The following is a 14036-nucleotide window of genomic DNA, read 5'->3' on the forward strand; positions in this document are numbered from 1 at the left end:
ATTCCTTTTCGTGGGTGGACAGCGGGCAGAGGATCGTAAGCAGAGGATCGTGATCATAACGAGCGGCGGCACGACGATCGAAGCTGCCCCGAATCGAACCCGGACGTGTGCGGTTGCTGGGATTCATTCCCGGCGAGACGGTTTCGACCAAGCGGTCGGTTCAGTGAATTGTCAGCGATCTGGGTCCTGATTGTTGATGAGCAAGGACTCATGTGGGGTTTGTTGTTCAGTCTCGGGGATGAGCGGCTAACCTGGCGACATGTTGGCAAACTACCTGTGGCGAGTTGATCTGCCCGGCAAACGGAGTGGCTCAGGGGTACAGACGAGCCGAAGCGTTTGCGAATCGTGAGTGCGGTCAATGCATCCGAACACTCGGTGCCCCGCACTGAAGCGCAGGTCATAGCCCTGTGCAATCAGAAAGGCGGCGTCGGCAAGACCACGTCGACTATCAACCTGGGCGCTGCGCTGGCCGAATGCGGGCGACGGGTGCTACTGGTCGACCTCGATCCGCAGGGCGCGTTGTCCGCCGGGCTGGGCGCCGTGCTGAATGACCTGCCGTGCACGGTATACGACCTGCTCGGGGGATCGGGAAAGCTGATCGACGAGGTACTGATCAGCACTCACGTCGACAATGTCGATCTCCTGCCGAGCAATATCGATCTGTCTGCGGCCGAGATTCGGTTGGTCAACGAGGTCGGCCGGGAACATTCGCTGCGGCGGGTACTCGACCCGATTCGGGACCGCTACGACTACATACTCATCGACTGTCAGCCGTCCTTGAGCCTGCTCACCGTGAACGCGCTGGCCTGTGCGGACGGCGTGATCGTCCCGATGGAGTGCGAGTTCTTCTCGCTGCGCGGGGTCGCGCTGCTCACCGACACCATGGACAAGGTCCGGGACCGGCTGAACCCGGGCCTGAGCCTGTTCGGCATCGTGGTCACGATGTTCGACCAGCGCCTGCTGCATGCGCGTCAAGTACTGACCCGGGTTGCCGAGGTCTTCGGCGACCAGGTCTACGACACGGTGATCTCGCGGACGGTCCGCTTCCCCGACGCCAGCGTTGCCGGTGAACCCATCACCACCTGGGCGCCTCGATCCGCCGGCGCCGAGCAATATCGGGCCTTGGCCCGCGAGGTCATCCACCGATCCGGCCGCTGACGCCACGTCCACGACATGCACGACCACGCCGCATCGGGGTAGGGTCGCCGTGCCCTGCCCGCGATCGACCGAACTTTCGGACGTCGTCGGCGCCGTCACACCGACGAGGAGGACCCGGTGAGTCGAAGGGGTAACCGCCGCGCCGGGGAGCATGCGGTCGTACTCGGTGGCGGGATCGCGGGTCTGTTCGCGGCCCGCATTCTGGCTGACCACTATGCGGCGGTGACTGTCGTCGAACGAGATCGGTTGTCGGCCGCGGAAACCAAACGCCGCGGCACTCCGCAATCGCAACATTCCCACGGCCTGCTGATGCGCGCCGCCGATATCGCCGAGTCCCGGTTTCCCGGCCTGATCGCCGAGCTGATCACCGATGGCGCGAAGGCCGTCAGCGCATTCGACGATTTCCGCGCGATCTTTTTCGGAAACGTTCTGTATCGCGCTGAATTGGGCAGAACGTCCGTGGCCGCCAGCCGGCCATTTCTGGAATCGCATGTGCGTGCCCGGGTAGCGGCGCTGGCGAATGTGACGATATGGGACGACGCTGTCGTAGCCGAGCTGGTCGCCTCCGATACCGGCGTCGGCGGAGTGCGGGTGATGCGCCAGGAGACCGGCGGGGAACCGGAGCCTGTGCATGCCGATCTGGTGGTCGACGCGATGGGCCGGGGTTCACGAGCTGGTCCCTGGCTCGAGTCGCTGGGGTACCCGCGGCCACGCGAAGATCAGGTGCCCGTCGATATCGGTTACGCAACTTGCCATTTCCGACTGCCGCTGGACGCCGTCGGCGGCGATCGGATCGTCCTGGTGGGACCGATGCCGAGCCGACCGCGCGGGTTCGGGTTCGCGGCACAGGAGGGGGATCTGTGGGTGCTCTCGGCGTTCGGCGTCGGGAAGGAAAATCACCCACCGGCGAGTCCGGACGCATTGCTGGCTTATGCCGCCGAGTGCGCACCCGGCGATGTCGCTACCGTAATTCGCCACGCGATACCGGTCGACGACGTAGCGACCTACCGGTTCCGCACGGCGGTATGGCGCCGGTACGAACTGCTGGATCGTGTTCCGGGCGGAATACTTTCCATCGGCGATGCGGTATGCAGTTTCAATCCGATCTACGGCAGCGGAATGACTGTCGCGGCCATTGCGGCGGATCTACTCGATGAAGTACTCCAGCAGGGGACCGAGGATCTGCCACGTCGCTACTATCGCCGCGTCGGCCGCATGCTGCGCACCCCGTGGTGGCTGACAAAGGTCAGCGATATGACGATGCCGCCGGTCGAGCTCGGCTCACCAGGGGTGAAATCACTTGCGCATTCAGGCTTGAACAGGATGTTCCGGGCAGCGGCGGACGATCCGGCGACTGCGGCGAAATTCCTCGATGTGCTGAACATGACGAAATCCCCACTGCACATGTTCGATCCACGTGTGGCCGCCGCGACGATGGGATTGCATCGTCTTCGAGGACGCCGCACCACGTAGGCCAATCGTGGCAGCCCGGCATGCGATTCGCTCCGTACCGGGCTCGGTAACGCTGGTCCCTGTCTTGGGACCAGCGTTACCCGCAGCTGGCCGAAAATTTCGGATCACTCGGCCAAGGCGCGGCGCAGAACTCGCGCCAGTTCGGCGTTCTGCCGCTGTGACACCTCCGCGGACAGGATCGCCTGGGAGCCATGGAACGTGCCGGGCCACTGGTGCAACTCGACCGACACTCCGGCCGCCATGAGGCGCAATGCGTAGTCGATGTCTTCGTCGCGATTCGGGCAGAACTCCGCGGCGGCGATGTAAGCGGGCGGCAGGCCCGACAGATCGGTCGCCCGCGCCGGGGCCGCGTACGGCGTTGCGGGTGTGGAGCCCAGGTAGTGCCCCCACATTTGCGCGACCTTATCGCGAGTCACGAACGGCGTATCGGTGAAATTCCGCTGCGACCACGTCTGCTGCCGGTCGTCGAGTCCGGCCTGGTGCAGCAATTGGAAACGGATCGGCGGCCCTTGCTGGTCGCGCGCCCGCAACGCCACCGCGGCCGCGAGACCCGCGCCCGCGCTGTGGCCGCCGATCGCGATGCGCGTCGGGTCGATGCCGAGTTCGGTTGCGTGCTCGGCAGTCCAGTTCAGCACCGCGTAGATGTCATCGTGTGCGGCGGGGAACGGGTTTTCGGGGGCCAGTCGGTAGGCCACCGAGATCACGGTCGCGCCGGAGCCGTTGGCGAGCATCGTGGCCCACGGATGTTCGGTATCGAGATCACCCATGACGAATCCGCCGCCGTGCAGCCACACGATGGCTCCCTGGGACTGGTGTGGACGATAGATCCGCACCGGCACATCGGAATCGGCTGGGACCGTGCGGTTTTCGATGTCCAAGTTCGCGACATCGGTAACCGGTATCGCGGCGGCAAGCTCGGCGAGCTGTTTACGCGCGGTGGCCGGGTCGGACAGGTCGGACGGCGGGAACAGCGAGAGGAATGGTTCGAGTTCGGGATCCATGACAGTTATCCTTCCGATCGGTCGCTCGGAGTTCATCCGCCAACCGTCGGGCATTCCGGCCCCGCTCCGCGACGAGCGCCGCATATTTGTTTCAGCATCAGCCCGCCTTCGGCGCCGGCGCGTTCCCATTCCTCTGGCGTGCACATCCCGAACATGCGGGGCAGGGGGGTGGGCGGGCGGCGCGCCCGGCCGCGATGTCGGCGGTGAGGCTGGTGAGGCGGGCGGTGTCGGCGAGCATGGCGCGATGGGCCACGCGCATACAGGAACATTCCGAAACTGGTTGTGCCACAGCCGCTTGCCCCCGAACTATGGCGCGCTTGCTACCTGTTCGCTACGCTCATGGCCGTTCTGGCATGACGAAACACCCGCAGCGGTACAAAGTTTCCACGCGTTCGCCATCGATGTACGCCGGGTGGGGAGGTCCGACGCTCGCGACAGACCATGCTTCCCTCCACCCAGTGCAGCCACCGTGCAGAGTCTCAACTGGCAAAGGGAACAGGATGAACTCGACCCAACCCGCGAGCCCAGCGGCAGCACTCCTTTCACACATCCGCGCCGCTGGATTTACCTCTATCGAACACTTCATCTCAACCCTGCGCGTCGATCCCCTAGCCGACACGACCCAGCTAGCGCCACTTGCGAAGTCGTCCAGTTCCGGGATGGGGCGGCATCGGGCGTAGTGGCTACCGCGCCGCAAAAGTCTCGCCTTCCTCCGCGCGGTGCAGGACCCCGGACGAGCTGGAGATAGCAAAACCAGCCGGCCGCGAAATGGCGCTCGACCTGGACTCGCCGGACTCAGGGATATCCATTGGGCGAATCGCGGATAGCCTCCAGAGATGGATGCCTTGGTGGTCCGATTGTCGCAGTTGGATGTGGAAGCGGAAGGCGCGCTGCGTGTCGTGATGTTCTACGACACCTTGATGCGACGGCGGGTGGATCTCCCGGCGCTGGCTCGGGCCTCGGCGGTCCTGGCCGAGTGCGTGACCGGGATTCGACTGCACGGCACGGGACGAGTGATCCGATTCGCACCCGACGGGCGGGAGGTGTCGGATCCGACGCCGTCCGCGCCCACCACTGGGCCGATCATCCTCGACGAGGAGGAGATCGGGACGGTCTGGCTGGAACGTACCGACATCTCCCGCTCGCTCGACGAACTGCTGTTGGAGCGGCTCGCCATCGCCGCGGCGGCGGTCGTCGAGCGATACGGCCCGGCACGCACCACCATGGCGGATCCTGCGCTGGTCGAGCTGGTGATCAGCGCCGACAGTGATGAGGCGGCCAGGGCTCGGGCATTGCGGCTCTTGGGTTTTGCCGTCGACCAGCCGGTGCGCGTTGTGGCCGTTCGGTCTCAGCTTCCGCTCGACCGGGTCGGCGGCTTGATCTGCACAGCCCGCCCGGTAAAGGCGGCACCACTGGCGGACGTGGGCGTCATCCTGGCCACCACCGTGGATTCGGCCCGGTTTCCGGCAGGCGTACGCGCGGGCATCGGCGCCGCCGATCGCCCTGACCGGTCCTGGCGGGAAGCCCGCACCGCCCTGCGCTTCGCCACCGCGCGTAGCCCGATCGTCCGCTACGACGACCTGGGGGCGCTGGCCTTGCTCGCGCAGGTACCCCGGCAGGCTGCGCGCGATAACGCCGATGTGGCCGCGATCGCCCGAATGGCGAGCACTCCGGAGGATCTGGAGACGCTCGACGCCTACTGCGCAACCGGCTCGCTGCGCCGGGCGGCCGAACTGCTGCACCTGCACCACAGCAGCGTCGCCCGTCGCCTCGAACAGATCGAAAAGATGACGGGTATCGAACTCGCCGAGCCCACCGGACTGTTGCGGGCCAGGCTCGCGCTCACCGCGTGGCAGCTGCTCGACGAGCGAGCTTGACCAGCAGCTTTCCGGATAAGAAATCCTTCGTCCCAGACGGACCAGCGGCGGCGCAAGGGCCATAATTGGTTGGTGATGTCTTCGCCAGGATCTCCGATCGTCGATGCCGCGGGTGCGTCGCCCGGACAGTCGGGCGCGCGGTCCGCGGTCGGTAGTTTTCGCTTCTGGTTCGCCAGCCGCCGCTGGGAGTGGTCTCCGGAGGTGTACCGGATGCACGGTTACCGGCCCGGGGAGATCGAGCCGACAACCGAACTAATGCTGGCCCACAAACATCCCGACGACCGCGAACACGTCGCCGAACGCATCGCCCGTTCCGTCGACCGCGGCGAGCCGTTCTCGAGCCGCCACCGGTTCATCGACACCTCCGGTGTCGAGCACAACGTCATGGTGGTCGCCGACCGGATTCTCGACGACGACGGCCAACCGGTGGGCACGACCGGCTTCTATATCGACCTCAGTGCCACCCTCGCCGAAGCCGAACGTGAAGCGCTCGAGGTGCGTTTGCCGGAACTGATCGAGGCGCGTGCGGTGATCGAACAAGCCAAGGGTGTGCTGATGCGGCTGTACGGGATCAATGCCGAGCAGGCGTTCAAGGTGCTGATCTGGCGCTCGCAGGAAACCAATATCAAGCTGCGCGTGCTGGCCGAACAACTGATCGCCGAGCTGGCCACCGTTCCAGCGCCCGAACCCGCGACCCTCGCCACCTTCGATCACGTTCTGCTGACCCTCCACGAACGCATACCCAAGGACTGACCGCGCCGATTTCCCAGCAGCGAGAGGTTGCGCCGCCGATGCCGGGCGTCGGCGAACTACGGTGTGGCGGTGGTACTGGAACCGAATGACCGGTTTGCTGGATTCGTTGTGCAGGCTCGGCTTGGTCATGGCGGTAGCAGTGATGTGTATCTGGCCGAGGATCCGGAACGGGCGCGGCCGGTATCGCTGAAGATTCTGAATCCCGAGGACAGTCGGTCACCCGAAGCGCGTGCGCGATTCGTGCACGAGTTCGACATCCTGTCCGTGCTGCGGCACCCCAATATCGTGCGGATGTACACGCACGGTGAAACCGACGGCAGGCTGTGGTCGGCGCACGAGTACGTGGCAGGTACAACAGGGGCGATATTGGTGCCGATGCCGCACCGACAGCCGGACCTGCGGCGGGTGCTGCATGTGCTGACTCGGGTCGCGGCGGGTTTGGATTTCGTGCACGCCAACGACATCGTCCATCTCGACGTCAAACCGGCGAATCTGTTGGTGGGCACGGACGACCCTGCGACGGTGAAACTTTCGGATTTCGATCAGGCCCGATGGCTGCACCGGCCCGAACCGCCCCTGGCCACAAATGGTTTCGTCGTCGTCTCGGTGCCGTACGCCGCGCCCGAGCTGCTGCAGGCAGGCGCTGTGTGCCCGGCGACGGACCAGTACGCACTGATCTCCACGGCCATCGAACTACTCACCGGCCGCCCGCCGTTCCCCCGCGGAAACATAATGGCCACCGCGCAGGCCCACCTGCACGATCCGCCGCCCGATATCTCCGCACGCCGACACTGGATCCCACCCGAGGTCGACTCGATCGTGCACCGTTCGCTCGCAAAGGATCCGAGCGCCCGCTACACCACCTGCACCGAACCCATCGCCCTCCTCACCGAGGCTCTCTACGAGACCCGGCCGGGCAGCCCCTTCCTGAAGCGTTTGAACGCGGCGTTCACCCGATCGGCGCTACGCCGGTAGCGATATCGGCGGCAGCGAAATGCCCGACATGGCCGGGCCGAATTCGAATCGAGAAGCGGCAACGTCCGGGCGAGGACGCTTCGTCGGTGAAGTTCTGGCAGTCGGTCGGAGTGCCCGCGCCCAGCGGGGTCATCGCCAACACCGATTTTCTGCGCTGGGAGAGTTGGTTGCGGGATATCGGCGGGATGACCGGCGCCTTCGAGCCCTCGAAGTTCTTCACCAATAGGTTCGATCCGGACGCGCCGAAGTCATAGCGATCATTCGGCGGGGAAGACGAAGTCGCGGATGAGCGCCGCGAGTTCGAGGGGCCGGTCGCCCTGGACCGAGTGTCCGGCGCCGTCGACGACCGCGACCTGGGCGCCGGGACGGCGGCGGAGCAGTTCCGCGACGTCGGCGTCGTCGACAACTGGTGAGCCCGCGCCGCGTACGAGCAGGAGTGGTCCTTGTACGGCGGATACGTCGTCCCACAGCGGGCTGAAGTCGACCGACCCGTCGGCGGTGGGGCGGAGTCGGTCGTAGCGCCAGATCCAGCGGCCGTCGTCGCGTGGGCGTGCATTGTGTAGGACTCCGCGCCGCAGCGACTGGACCGAGCGGCTCGGATTGTGCGCGACGGTGCGCTCCAGGATCTCGTCGAAGGATCCGAAGTCGGTGGGGCCGTTGACGAATGCGACTATCGCCGCGGTCTTGTTCGGGTTATTGCCGGTGCCCGGGGTAACGTCGACGATGATCAGGCGGCGCACCAGGTCCGGGCGGCGCGCGGCCAGTCGCACTGCGGTCAGTCCACCGAGGGACATGCCGACTATCGCCTTCGCCTGCGGCGCCATGGTTTCGACGGCGGCGGCGACCGCGTCGGCCAGCCGGTGCGGTGTGTACAGATGGTCGGGCCACCAGTCGGAATGGCCGTGGCCGGGCAGGTCCAGCGCGACGAGTGGGCGGTTCAGCGCCAGCGCCACGGTGTCCCAGGTGTGCGCGTTCTGCGCGCCACCGTGCAGGAGCACCAACTCCGGCTCGCCGTCACCCCAGCGCAGTCCACTGATATGGCGACCGGAGCCGATGTCGATCGAGAACCGTTGCACCTGAGGCGGACCGGACCAGGGCAGCCCGGCCTCGGCCGCATTCTCGGCGAACAGTCCGAATTCGTCATAGTCCGGTGTTGTCATCTGAGCACGAAACCCTGTTTGTCGAAGATGGATTCAGCTGAAGTGGACGATCGAGAGCAGTCCGACGATCAGCGAGTACGTTGCGAACGGTAGCAGGGTGCGAGTTTGGAAGTGCCGCTCCAGGTAGCGCACGGCCAGCCAGGACGACGTCCCGGACACGATAGCGCCGACGAGTATCGGCCCGCGGATGCCGTCGGTTTCCGGTCCGAACAGTTCCGGTAATTCCACGATCCCGGCCCCCAGGATTGCCGGAGTAGCAAGCAGGAAGGCGAATTTGGCCGCGTGGGTGTGTTCGAGACCGCGCCACAATCCGCCGACCATGGTGAGGCCCGCGCGGCTGAACCCGGTCAGCAGGGCGCCGGCTTGCGCGAATCCGATGCCTACGGCGTCGCGCGTCCCGAGGGCGGCCAGCGGCCGGTCGGATTGGCGGGCCGGATGCGATGCGGCGGTGAGGGCGAAACGTCGCCCGTATTCCGCCAGCGTCGGCTCGTTGCGCCGGCGCAGCCCCTCACCGATTACCAACACGACGCCATTGAGAGTCAGGAAGATGGCCGCATCGATGGGCCCCTCGAACAGTGCGTGCAGCGGATGTACGAGCAGCGGCCCGAGGATGGCGACCGGCGCGGAGGCGATCACGATCAGCCACGCCAATCGCTGCGGAACGGTATCGAGCCGCCTGGTGCGCAGCGTCGTGACGAATCCGGTGACTATCGCACACCAGTCGCGCCAGTAATACCCGAGCAACGCCACGGCTGTCGCCACGTGTAGCGCGACCACGAACGCCAGATAGGGATTACCCGCGCCGGATTCGTTCTGGACCAACAACTTCCGCCAATCACCGCCTACCCATGCGGCTATCAGCACGGAGTGACCGAGGCTGGAGATCGGAAACAGCTCGGTGACCCCCTGCACCGCACCGATGACAGTCGCTTCGAGATAGGTGATCATCGCGGACGATTCTTGCACGTGCGCGACAGTCCTTCCGGCTGGGACCAGCACACGCCGATTTGTCCGAATACTGGTTCCCGCAGCATGTTTCGGGGGCGTACTACGATGCGACGTCGTCCTGCGGCATTCGCCCGGACTCGCGCTGTTCCTGTGTCGGTGGGCACGACTGAAGTCCGCTGTGGGGTGATGGCCGCGTCCCACTGGCGAGATCATGTACGGAAAGGTCTGTGGTGCCCAGCAATTCGTCGGCGAGTATCGAGCGAACTTCCTCCACTGGTTCGTGGAACGAGGTGCCCTCGGGCAGTGAGGGTTTCGACTCCGTGCCGCGATGCTCGCGAGGATGCGCCGGTCTCGTCCAGTGCGGTGGGTCTCTGGGAGGGAAAACAGCGGCAATTCGGCGGAGCATTTTTTGACCCGCTCGGCAACACAGTGTGTTGCCGAGCGGGTTCCTTCCCCGTTCGCTGCGCAAACGCCGCCACGTCGCACAGCGCTGCCATGTTAGCCCACGCAGCCCGTAGTTCTACGTCGCCACGCCGACGTCGGCGAGTCCGGCGTGTTCGAAGCCGAAGTGTAGATCGATGGGGCGCCGGACTGACCGAGGCGAGACCTCTGCTGCTGCAAGTGGTGCACGGCCCGTGTGCATGGTGACTACTGCGCCGCAGCAGGTTCGGTGGCCGGGGTTGGCAGTCCGGCGAGGCGGTGCGGCGCCAGTAGGGATTTCACAGTTTCGGCGGGTAACAGGCCGAGCTCGGTGGCGATTTCCTCGACGGGGCGGCCGGTGTGCAAGGCCTGCTTGGCGATTCGGGCGCTGGCGGCGTAACCGATGTGCGGGGTGAGGGCGGTGACGATGCCGATGGAGCGGCGGACACCCTGTTCCAGATGGTCGCGGTGGGGGGTGATGCCCGCGACGCATCTGGTTGCCAGGGCGTCGATGGCGGCGGTGAGGTGGGCGGTGGTGCGGAGCAGGCTGTAGGCGATGATCGGCTCGAAGGCGTTGAGCTGGAGCTGGCCCGCCTCGGCGGCCATGGTGACGGTCATATCGTTGCCGACAGCCGCGAATGCGACCTGATTGACGACCTCCGGGATGACCGGATTGACCTTGCCGGGCATGATCGATGATCCGGCTTGCACTGGGGGAAGCGAGATTTCTCCCAGACCGGTCGTCGGTCCCGAGGACATGAGCCGCAGGTCGTTGCAGATCTTGGACAGTTTGACCGCGACGCGCTTGACGATGCCGGAGATCTGCACGAAAGCGCCGCAGTCCTGAGTGGCTTCGATGAGATCGGCGGCCGAGGTCACCGGAATCCGAGTGATATCGGCGAGATGGGTGCAGGCCAGCGCCGGATAGTCCGGATGGCCGTTGATCCCGGTGCCGATCGCGGTACCGCCGAGATTGCATTCGCGCAACAGTGCGGTGCCCTCGTCGAGGCGGGCGCAGTCCTCGCGCACCATGATCGCGAAGGTGCCGAACTCCTGCCCGAGCGTCATGGGTACGGCATCCTGGAGCTGGGTGCGGCCCATCTTGATGACGTCGGCGAATTCGATTGCCTTGCCTTCGAATTCGGTTGCCAGCCGACTCAGTGCGGCAACCAGATCGTGGATGTGGTGCACGATGGCGAGTTTCACGGCGGTCGGGTAGACGTCGTTGGTGGACTGGCCCAGATTCACATGGTCGAGCGGGTCCAGTTCGGTGTAGCCGCCGCGGTCGTGGCCGAGCAACTCCAGCGCCCGATTGGCGATGACCTCGTTGGCATTCATATTCGTCGAGGTACCGGCCCCGCCCTGGACCGGATCGATGGGGAACTGGTCGTGCAGTGCGCCACCGCGGATCTCGTCGCAGGCCGCATCGATAGCGTCGGCACGGCGCGTATCGAGCAGGCCGAGATCCCGGTTTGCCCGGCAGGCCGCCTGTTTGACCGCGGCGAGCGCGGTGATCAGGGCCGGGTAGTTGCCGATCCGGTCGCCCGTAATGGCGAAATTGTCCAGCGCGCGGGCAGTGTGGACGCCCCAGTAGGCCTCGCGCGGTACCGCGCGGGTGCCGAGGGAATCGCGTTCGGTACGAGTGCTTTCGGTCATCGGATTCCTGTTCAGTTGGATGTGTGCGGGAACGGCTGTGTCGCGGGGTGATTCGAGAGTTCGCCGAGCAGATTCGTCGTCATCCACCGGCGCAGCGCGCTACCGGACAGGCCGATGTCGACCAGGTAGCCGAGTTTCGCGAGTGCGGCCTCCCTGGTCATATCGCCGCCACCGATGGCACCGGCATCGCGCATGGCCCGGCCGGGTTGATAGCGGTCGAGATCGACTGTGCCGCTGTCACAGTGGGTGATGACGACTACTGGCGTTCCCCGTTCGGTCGCCGCGCGGATGGCCTCGACCGTTGCCGAACCGTGCAGTGGCAGTGTGCCTGAGCCGTAGCACTCGAGTACGAGTCCGCCCTGGTAGTGGCGCAATGCCATATCGAGCAGGTCTGGATGCATTCCGGGAAAGACGGTGAACAGGCCGACGGGTGGGCCAGCGATGCGCGGTCGCGTCTCGGGCAGTCGCGGTGGTGCGGGCGGCGGTGCGTACTCCCGGACCGTGGTGAATCCGTCGTAGTCGTCACAGGCGCGTTTACTGGCCCGCACGGCCGGATGCAGCGACTCGCCGAAAGCGATAAATGTCCCTGGGACTGTCTGGGCGGCAATGCAGTTCAGCGCAAGCGTCAGGTTGCTACGCGCATCGCTGCCCGGAAGGCCCAGCGGGATCTGCGCTCCTGTCAGCACGACGGGCACCTCGATACCGCGCAGCTCGAATGCCATCCGAGCGCCCACGTAGGCCATCGTGTCGGTGCCGTGCACAACGACGACCCCGGCCGGTCGGCGTTCCGCAATACCGGAGCGGACCCGTGCGGCGATCCGGCGGGCGGTATCGGGCCCGGCATCGGCACTATCGATGACCTGCTCGAGCTCGGAGTAGTCGAACCGAACCGCGATGCCGTTCTCGCGCTCGAATCGTGCGATGGTGTCCGCGATTTCACTGCCCAGACCTCGGCGGGGCCGCAGTCCGTCACCGTGATCGACCATCCCGAATGTGCCACCGGTGTAGAGGATGTCGACACTGATCTGCGAAAGACGTTGCGGCACCGTGGTGATCGAAGTCATGCGGGCTCCGATCCGGTTTCCGGCATCGGAGCGAGCACGTCCTGATCCAGTCGACCCCGGACCCGGAACCAACCCACCACCATCGCGACGACGACGAGCAGGAATGCCGCCAGCGTGATGCGCCCGATCTCGTCGTCGAAGAACATCAGCAGAATGACGGCGAGTAGGAAGCCGAGGGTGAGGATATTGAGCACCGGCGCGAAGGGCAGCCGGAAGGTGGGCCTGCGGTAGTGCCCCTGCTCGGCTCGGCGCACGAAGATCCAGTGGCAGATCATGATCGACGCCCAGGTGCCGACGATGCCGAGTCCGGCCAGATTCAGCACGATCTCGAAGGCCTTCTGCGGCATGACCAGATTGAGCACCACGCCCGCGATACCGACCACGCTCGTGATCAGAATGCCGCCGTACGGTGCGCCGTTGCGGTTCATGCGCTGAGCGAAACGTGGTGCCGCGCCGGCCACTGCCATCGAGCGCAGGGTGCGACCGGTCGCGTAGAGCCCGGCGTTCAGGCTCGACATCGCGGCGGTGAGCACCACCAGATTCATGACGTCGGCGGCGTGTGGGATGCCGATCGAACTCATCACCGTGACGAACGGACTTTCACTGGGGGAGTAGGCCGTCCACGGCAGTAGCAGTGTGAACAGGACGACCGAGCCCGCGTAGAACAGGATGATCCGCCACATGATGGAATTCACCGCGCGCGGCACCACCAGTCTGGGATTGTCGGCTTCGCCCGCGGCGACCCCGATCATCTCGGTGCCGCCGAAGGCGAACACCACGCCGAGCGCGATGGTGAGCATGGGTGCCAGGCCGCGGGGGAACAGTCCGCCGTGATCGGTGATCGTCGAAATGCCGGGGTCGTGCCCGCCGACCGAGGTGCCGGTGACGATGAATCCGATGGCCAGCACCATGAATACGACGATGGTCCCGACCTTGACCAGCGCGAACCAGAATTCGAGTTCGCCGAACAGTCGCACCGACATCACATTGAGCGCGACGACGACCGTCAGCGCGATGAGCGCCAGCACCCACTGCGGCACGGACACGAAGAACGACCAGAAGTGCGCGTAGAGCGCGACCGCCGTGATGTCGGCGACGAGGGTCGTCGACCAGTTCAGGAAGTACAGCCAGCCCACCGAGTACGCGCCACGCTCACCGAGGAATTCGCGAGCATAGGACACGAACGCCCCGGACGAAGGCCGGTACATGACCAGTTCGCCGAGTGCGCGCACGACCATGAACGTGAAGATTCCGCACACGATGTAGACGAGGGCGAGGGACGGTCCGGCGAGCGACATCCGGCCGCTGGCGCCGAGGAACAATCCGGTGCCGATCGATCCGCCGATCGCGATCATCTGCATGTGGCGCTTGCGTAGCCGCTTCTGATAGCCGAGGTCCCCGACATCGATCCGCGGTGCGGGCGTGGTGGCGGCGGTCGACTGTTGGTCGTGATGTTGCATCGAAAACCTTCCATGGGCCGGATCGAGCCCTGAAGAAGTAAGGCTGTCAGGCTGTAAGACAGGTTGACTGTAATGGGGGTCACAGCGGCTG

The 14036-nt window shown here is 65.5% G+C and carries 12 protein-coding genes; 6 read left to right on the plus strand and 6 right to left on the minus strand.

What is annotated here, in order from left to right; translation table 11 throughout:
• Window positions 1-342: 342 nt before the first annotated feature.
• Both ACZ60G_RS10955 and ACZ60G_RS10960 read left to right on the plus strand, forming a co-directional pair.
• Complete coding sequence (locus ACZ60G_RS10955; RefSeq protein ID WP_465809861.1) at window positions 343-1158, plus strand: ParA family protein; 816 nt, start codon at window positions 343-345, stop codon at window positions 1156-1158.
• A gap of 117 nt (window positions 1159-1275) precedes the next feature.
• Window positions 1276-2631, plus strand: coding sequence for an NAD(P)/FAD-dependent oxidoreductase (locus ACZ60G_RS10960; protein WP_465809305.1), 1356 nt, complete (start codon window positions 1276-1278; stop codon window positions 2629-2631).
• A 104-nt stretch (window positions 2632-2735) separates the two neighbouring features.
• Here the strand turns inward: ACZ60G_RS10960 and ACZ60G_RS10965 are convergent, their stop codons facing one another.
• Window positions 2736-3632 carry an alpha/beta hydrolase gene (locus ACZ60G_RS10965; RefSeq protein ID WP_465809307.1) on the minus strand — a complete coding sequence of 299 codons (897 nt, stop codon included), beginning with the start codon at window positions 3630-3632 and terminating at the stop codon, window positions 2736-2738.
• Window positions 3633-4468: 836 nt separating this feature from the next.
• On the opposite strand from ACZ60G_RS10965, the gene ACZ60G_RS10970 reads away from it, so the two are divergent.
• From ACZ60G_RS10970 to ACZ60G_RS10985, 4 genes are all read left to right on the plus strand, one after another.
• Window positions 4469-5509 carry a PucR family transcriptional regulator gene (locus ACZ60G_RS10970; protein WP_465809309.1) on the plus strand — a complete coding sequence of 347 codons (1041 nt, stop codon included), beginning with the start codon at window positions 4469-4471 and terminating at the stop codon, window positions 5507-5509.
• Between the two features lie 75 nt (window positions 5510-5584).
• A complete protein-coding gene (locus ACZ60G_RS10975; protein ID WP_465809863.1) occupies window positions 5585-6262 on the plus strand; it encodes a PAS and ANTAR domain-containing protein in 678 nt (225 codons plus the stop codon).
• A 69-nt stretch (window positions 6263-6331) separates the two neighbouring features.
• A complete protein-coding gene (locus tag ACZ60G_RS10980; RefSeq protein WP_465809311.1) occupies window positions 6332-7237 on the plus strand; it encodes a serine/threonine-protein kinase in 906 nt (301 codons plus the stop codon).
• Between the two features lie 86 nt (window positions 7238-7323).
• Window positions 7324-7491, plus strand: a complete 168-nt coding sequence (locus ACZ60G_RS10985) for a hypothetical protein (protein WP_465809313.1) — start codon at window positions 7324-7326, stop codon at window positions 7489-7491.
• Window positions 7492-7494: 3 nt separating this feature from the next.
• Here ACZ60G_RS10985 and ACZ60G_RS10990 read toward each other — a convergent pair whose 3' ends face one another.
• The 5 genes from ACZ60G_RS10990 to ACZ60G_RS11010 form a co-directional block, all read right to left on the minus strand.
• On the minus strand, window positions 7495-8397 hold the full coding sequence (locus ACZ60G_RS10990; protein ID WP_465809314.1) for an alpha/beta fold hydrolase: 903 nt from the start codon (window positions 8395-8397) through the stop codon (window positions 7495-7497).
• A gap of 33 nt (window positions 8398-8430) precedes the next feature.
• Window positions 8431-9345, minus strand: a complete 915-nt coding sequence (locus ACZ60G_RS10995) for an undecaprenyl-diphosphate phosphatase (protein ID WP_465809865.1) — start codon at window positions 9343-9345, stop codon at window positions 8431-8433.
• A 648-nt stretch (window positions 9346-9993) separates the two neighbouring features.
• Window positions 9994-11421: an aspartate ammonia-lyase gene (locus ACZ60G_RS11000; RefSeq protein ID WP_465809316.1), complete on the minus strand. Its 1428-nt coding sequence runs from the start codon at window positions 11419-11421 to the stop codon at window positions 9994-9996.
• 11 nt (window positions 11422-11432) lie between these two features.
• On the minus strand, window positions 11433-12485 hold the full coding sequence (locus tag ACZ60G_RS11005) for an asparaginase domain-containing protein (protein WP_465809318.1): 1053 nt from the start codon (window positions 12483-12485) through the stop codon (window positions 11433-11435).
• A complete protein-coding gene (locus ACZ60G_RS11010; protein ID WP_465809320.1) occupies window positions 12482-13945 on the minus strand; it encodes an amino acid permease in 1464 nt (487 codons plus the stop codon). The genes ACZ60G_RS11005 and ACZ60G_RS11010 overlap by 4 nt, the downstream gene beginning before the upstream one ends.
• Between the last annotated feature and the right edge of the window lie 91 nt (window positions 13946-14036).

The organism is Nocardia sp. NPDC102475, from assembly GCF_055584605.1.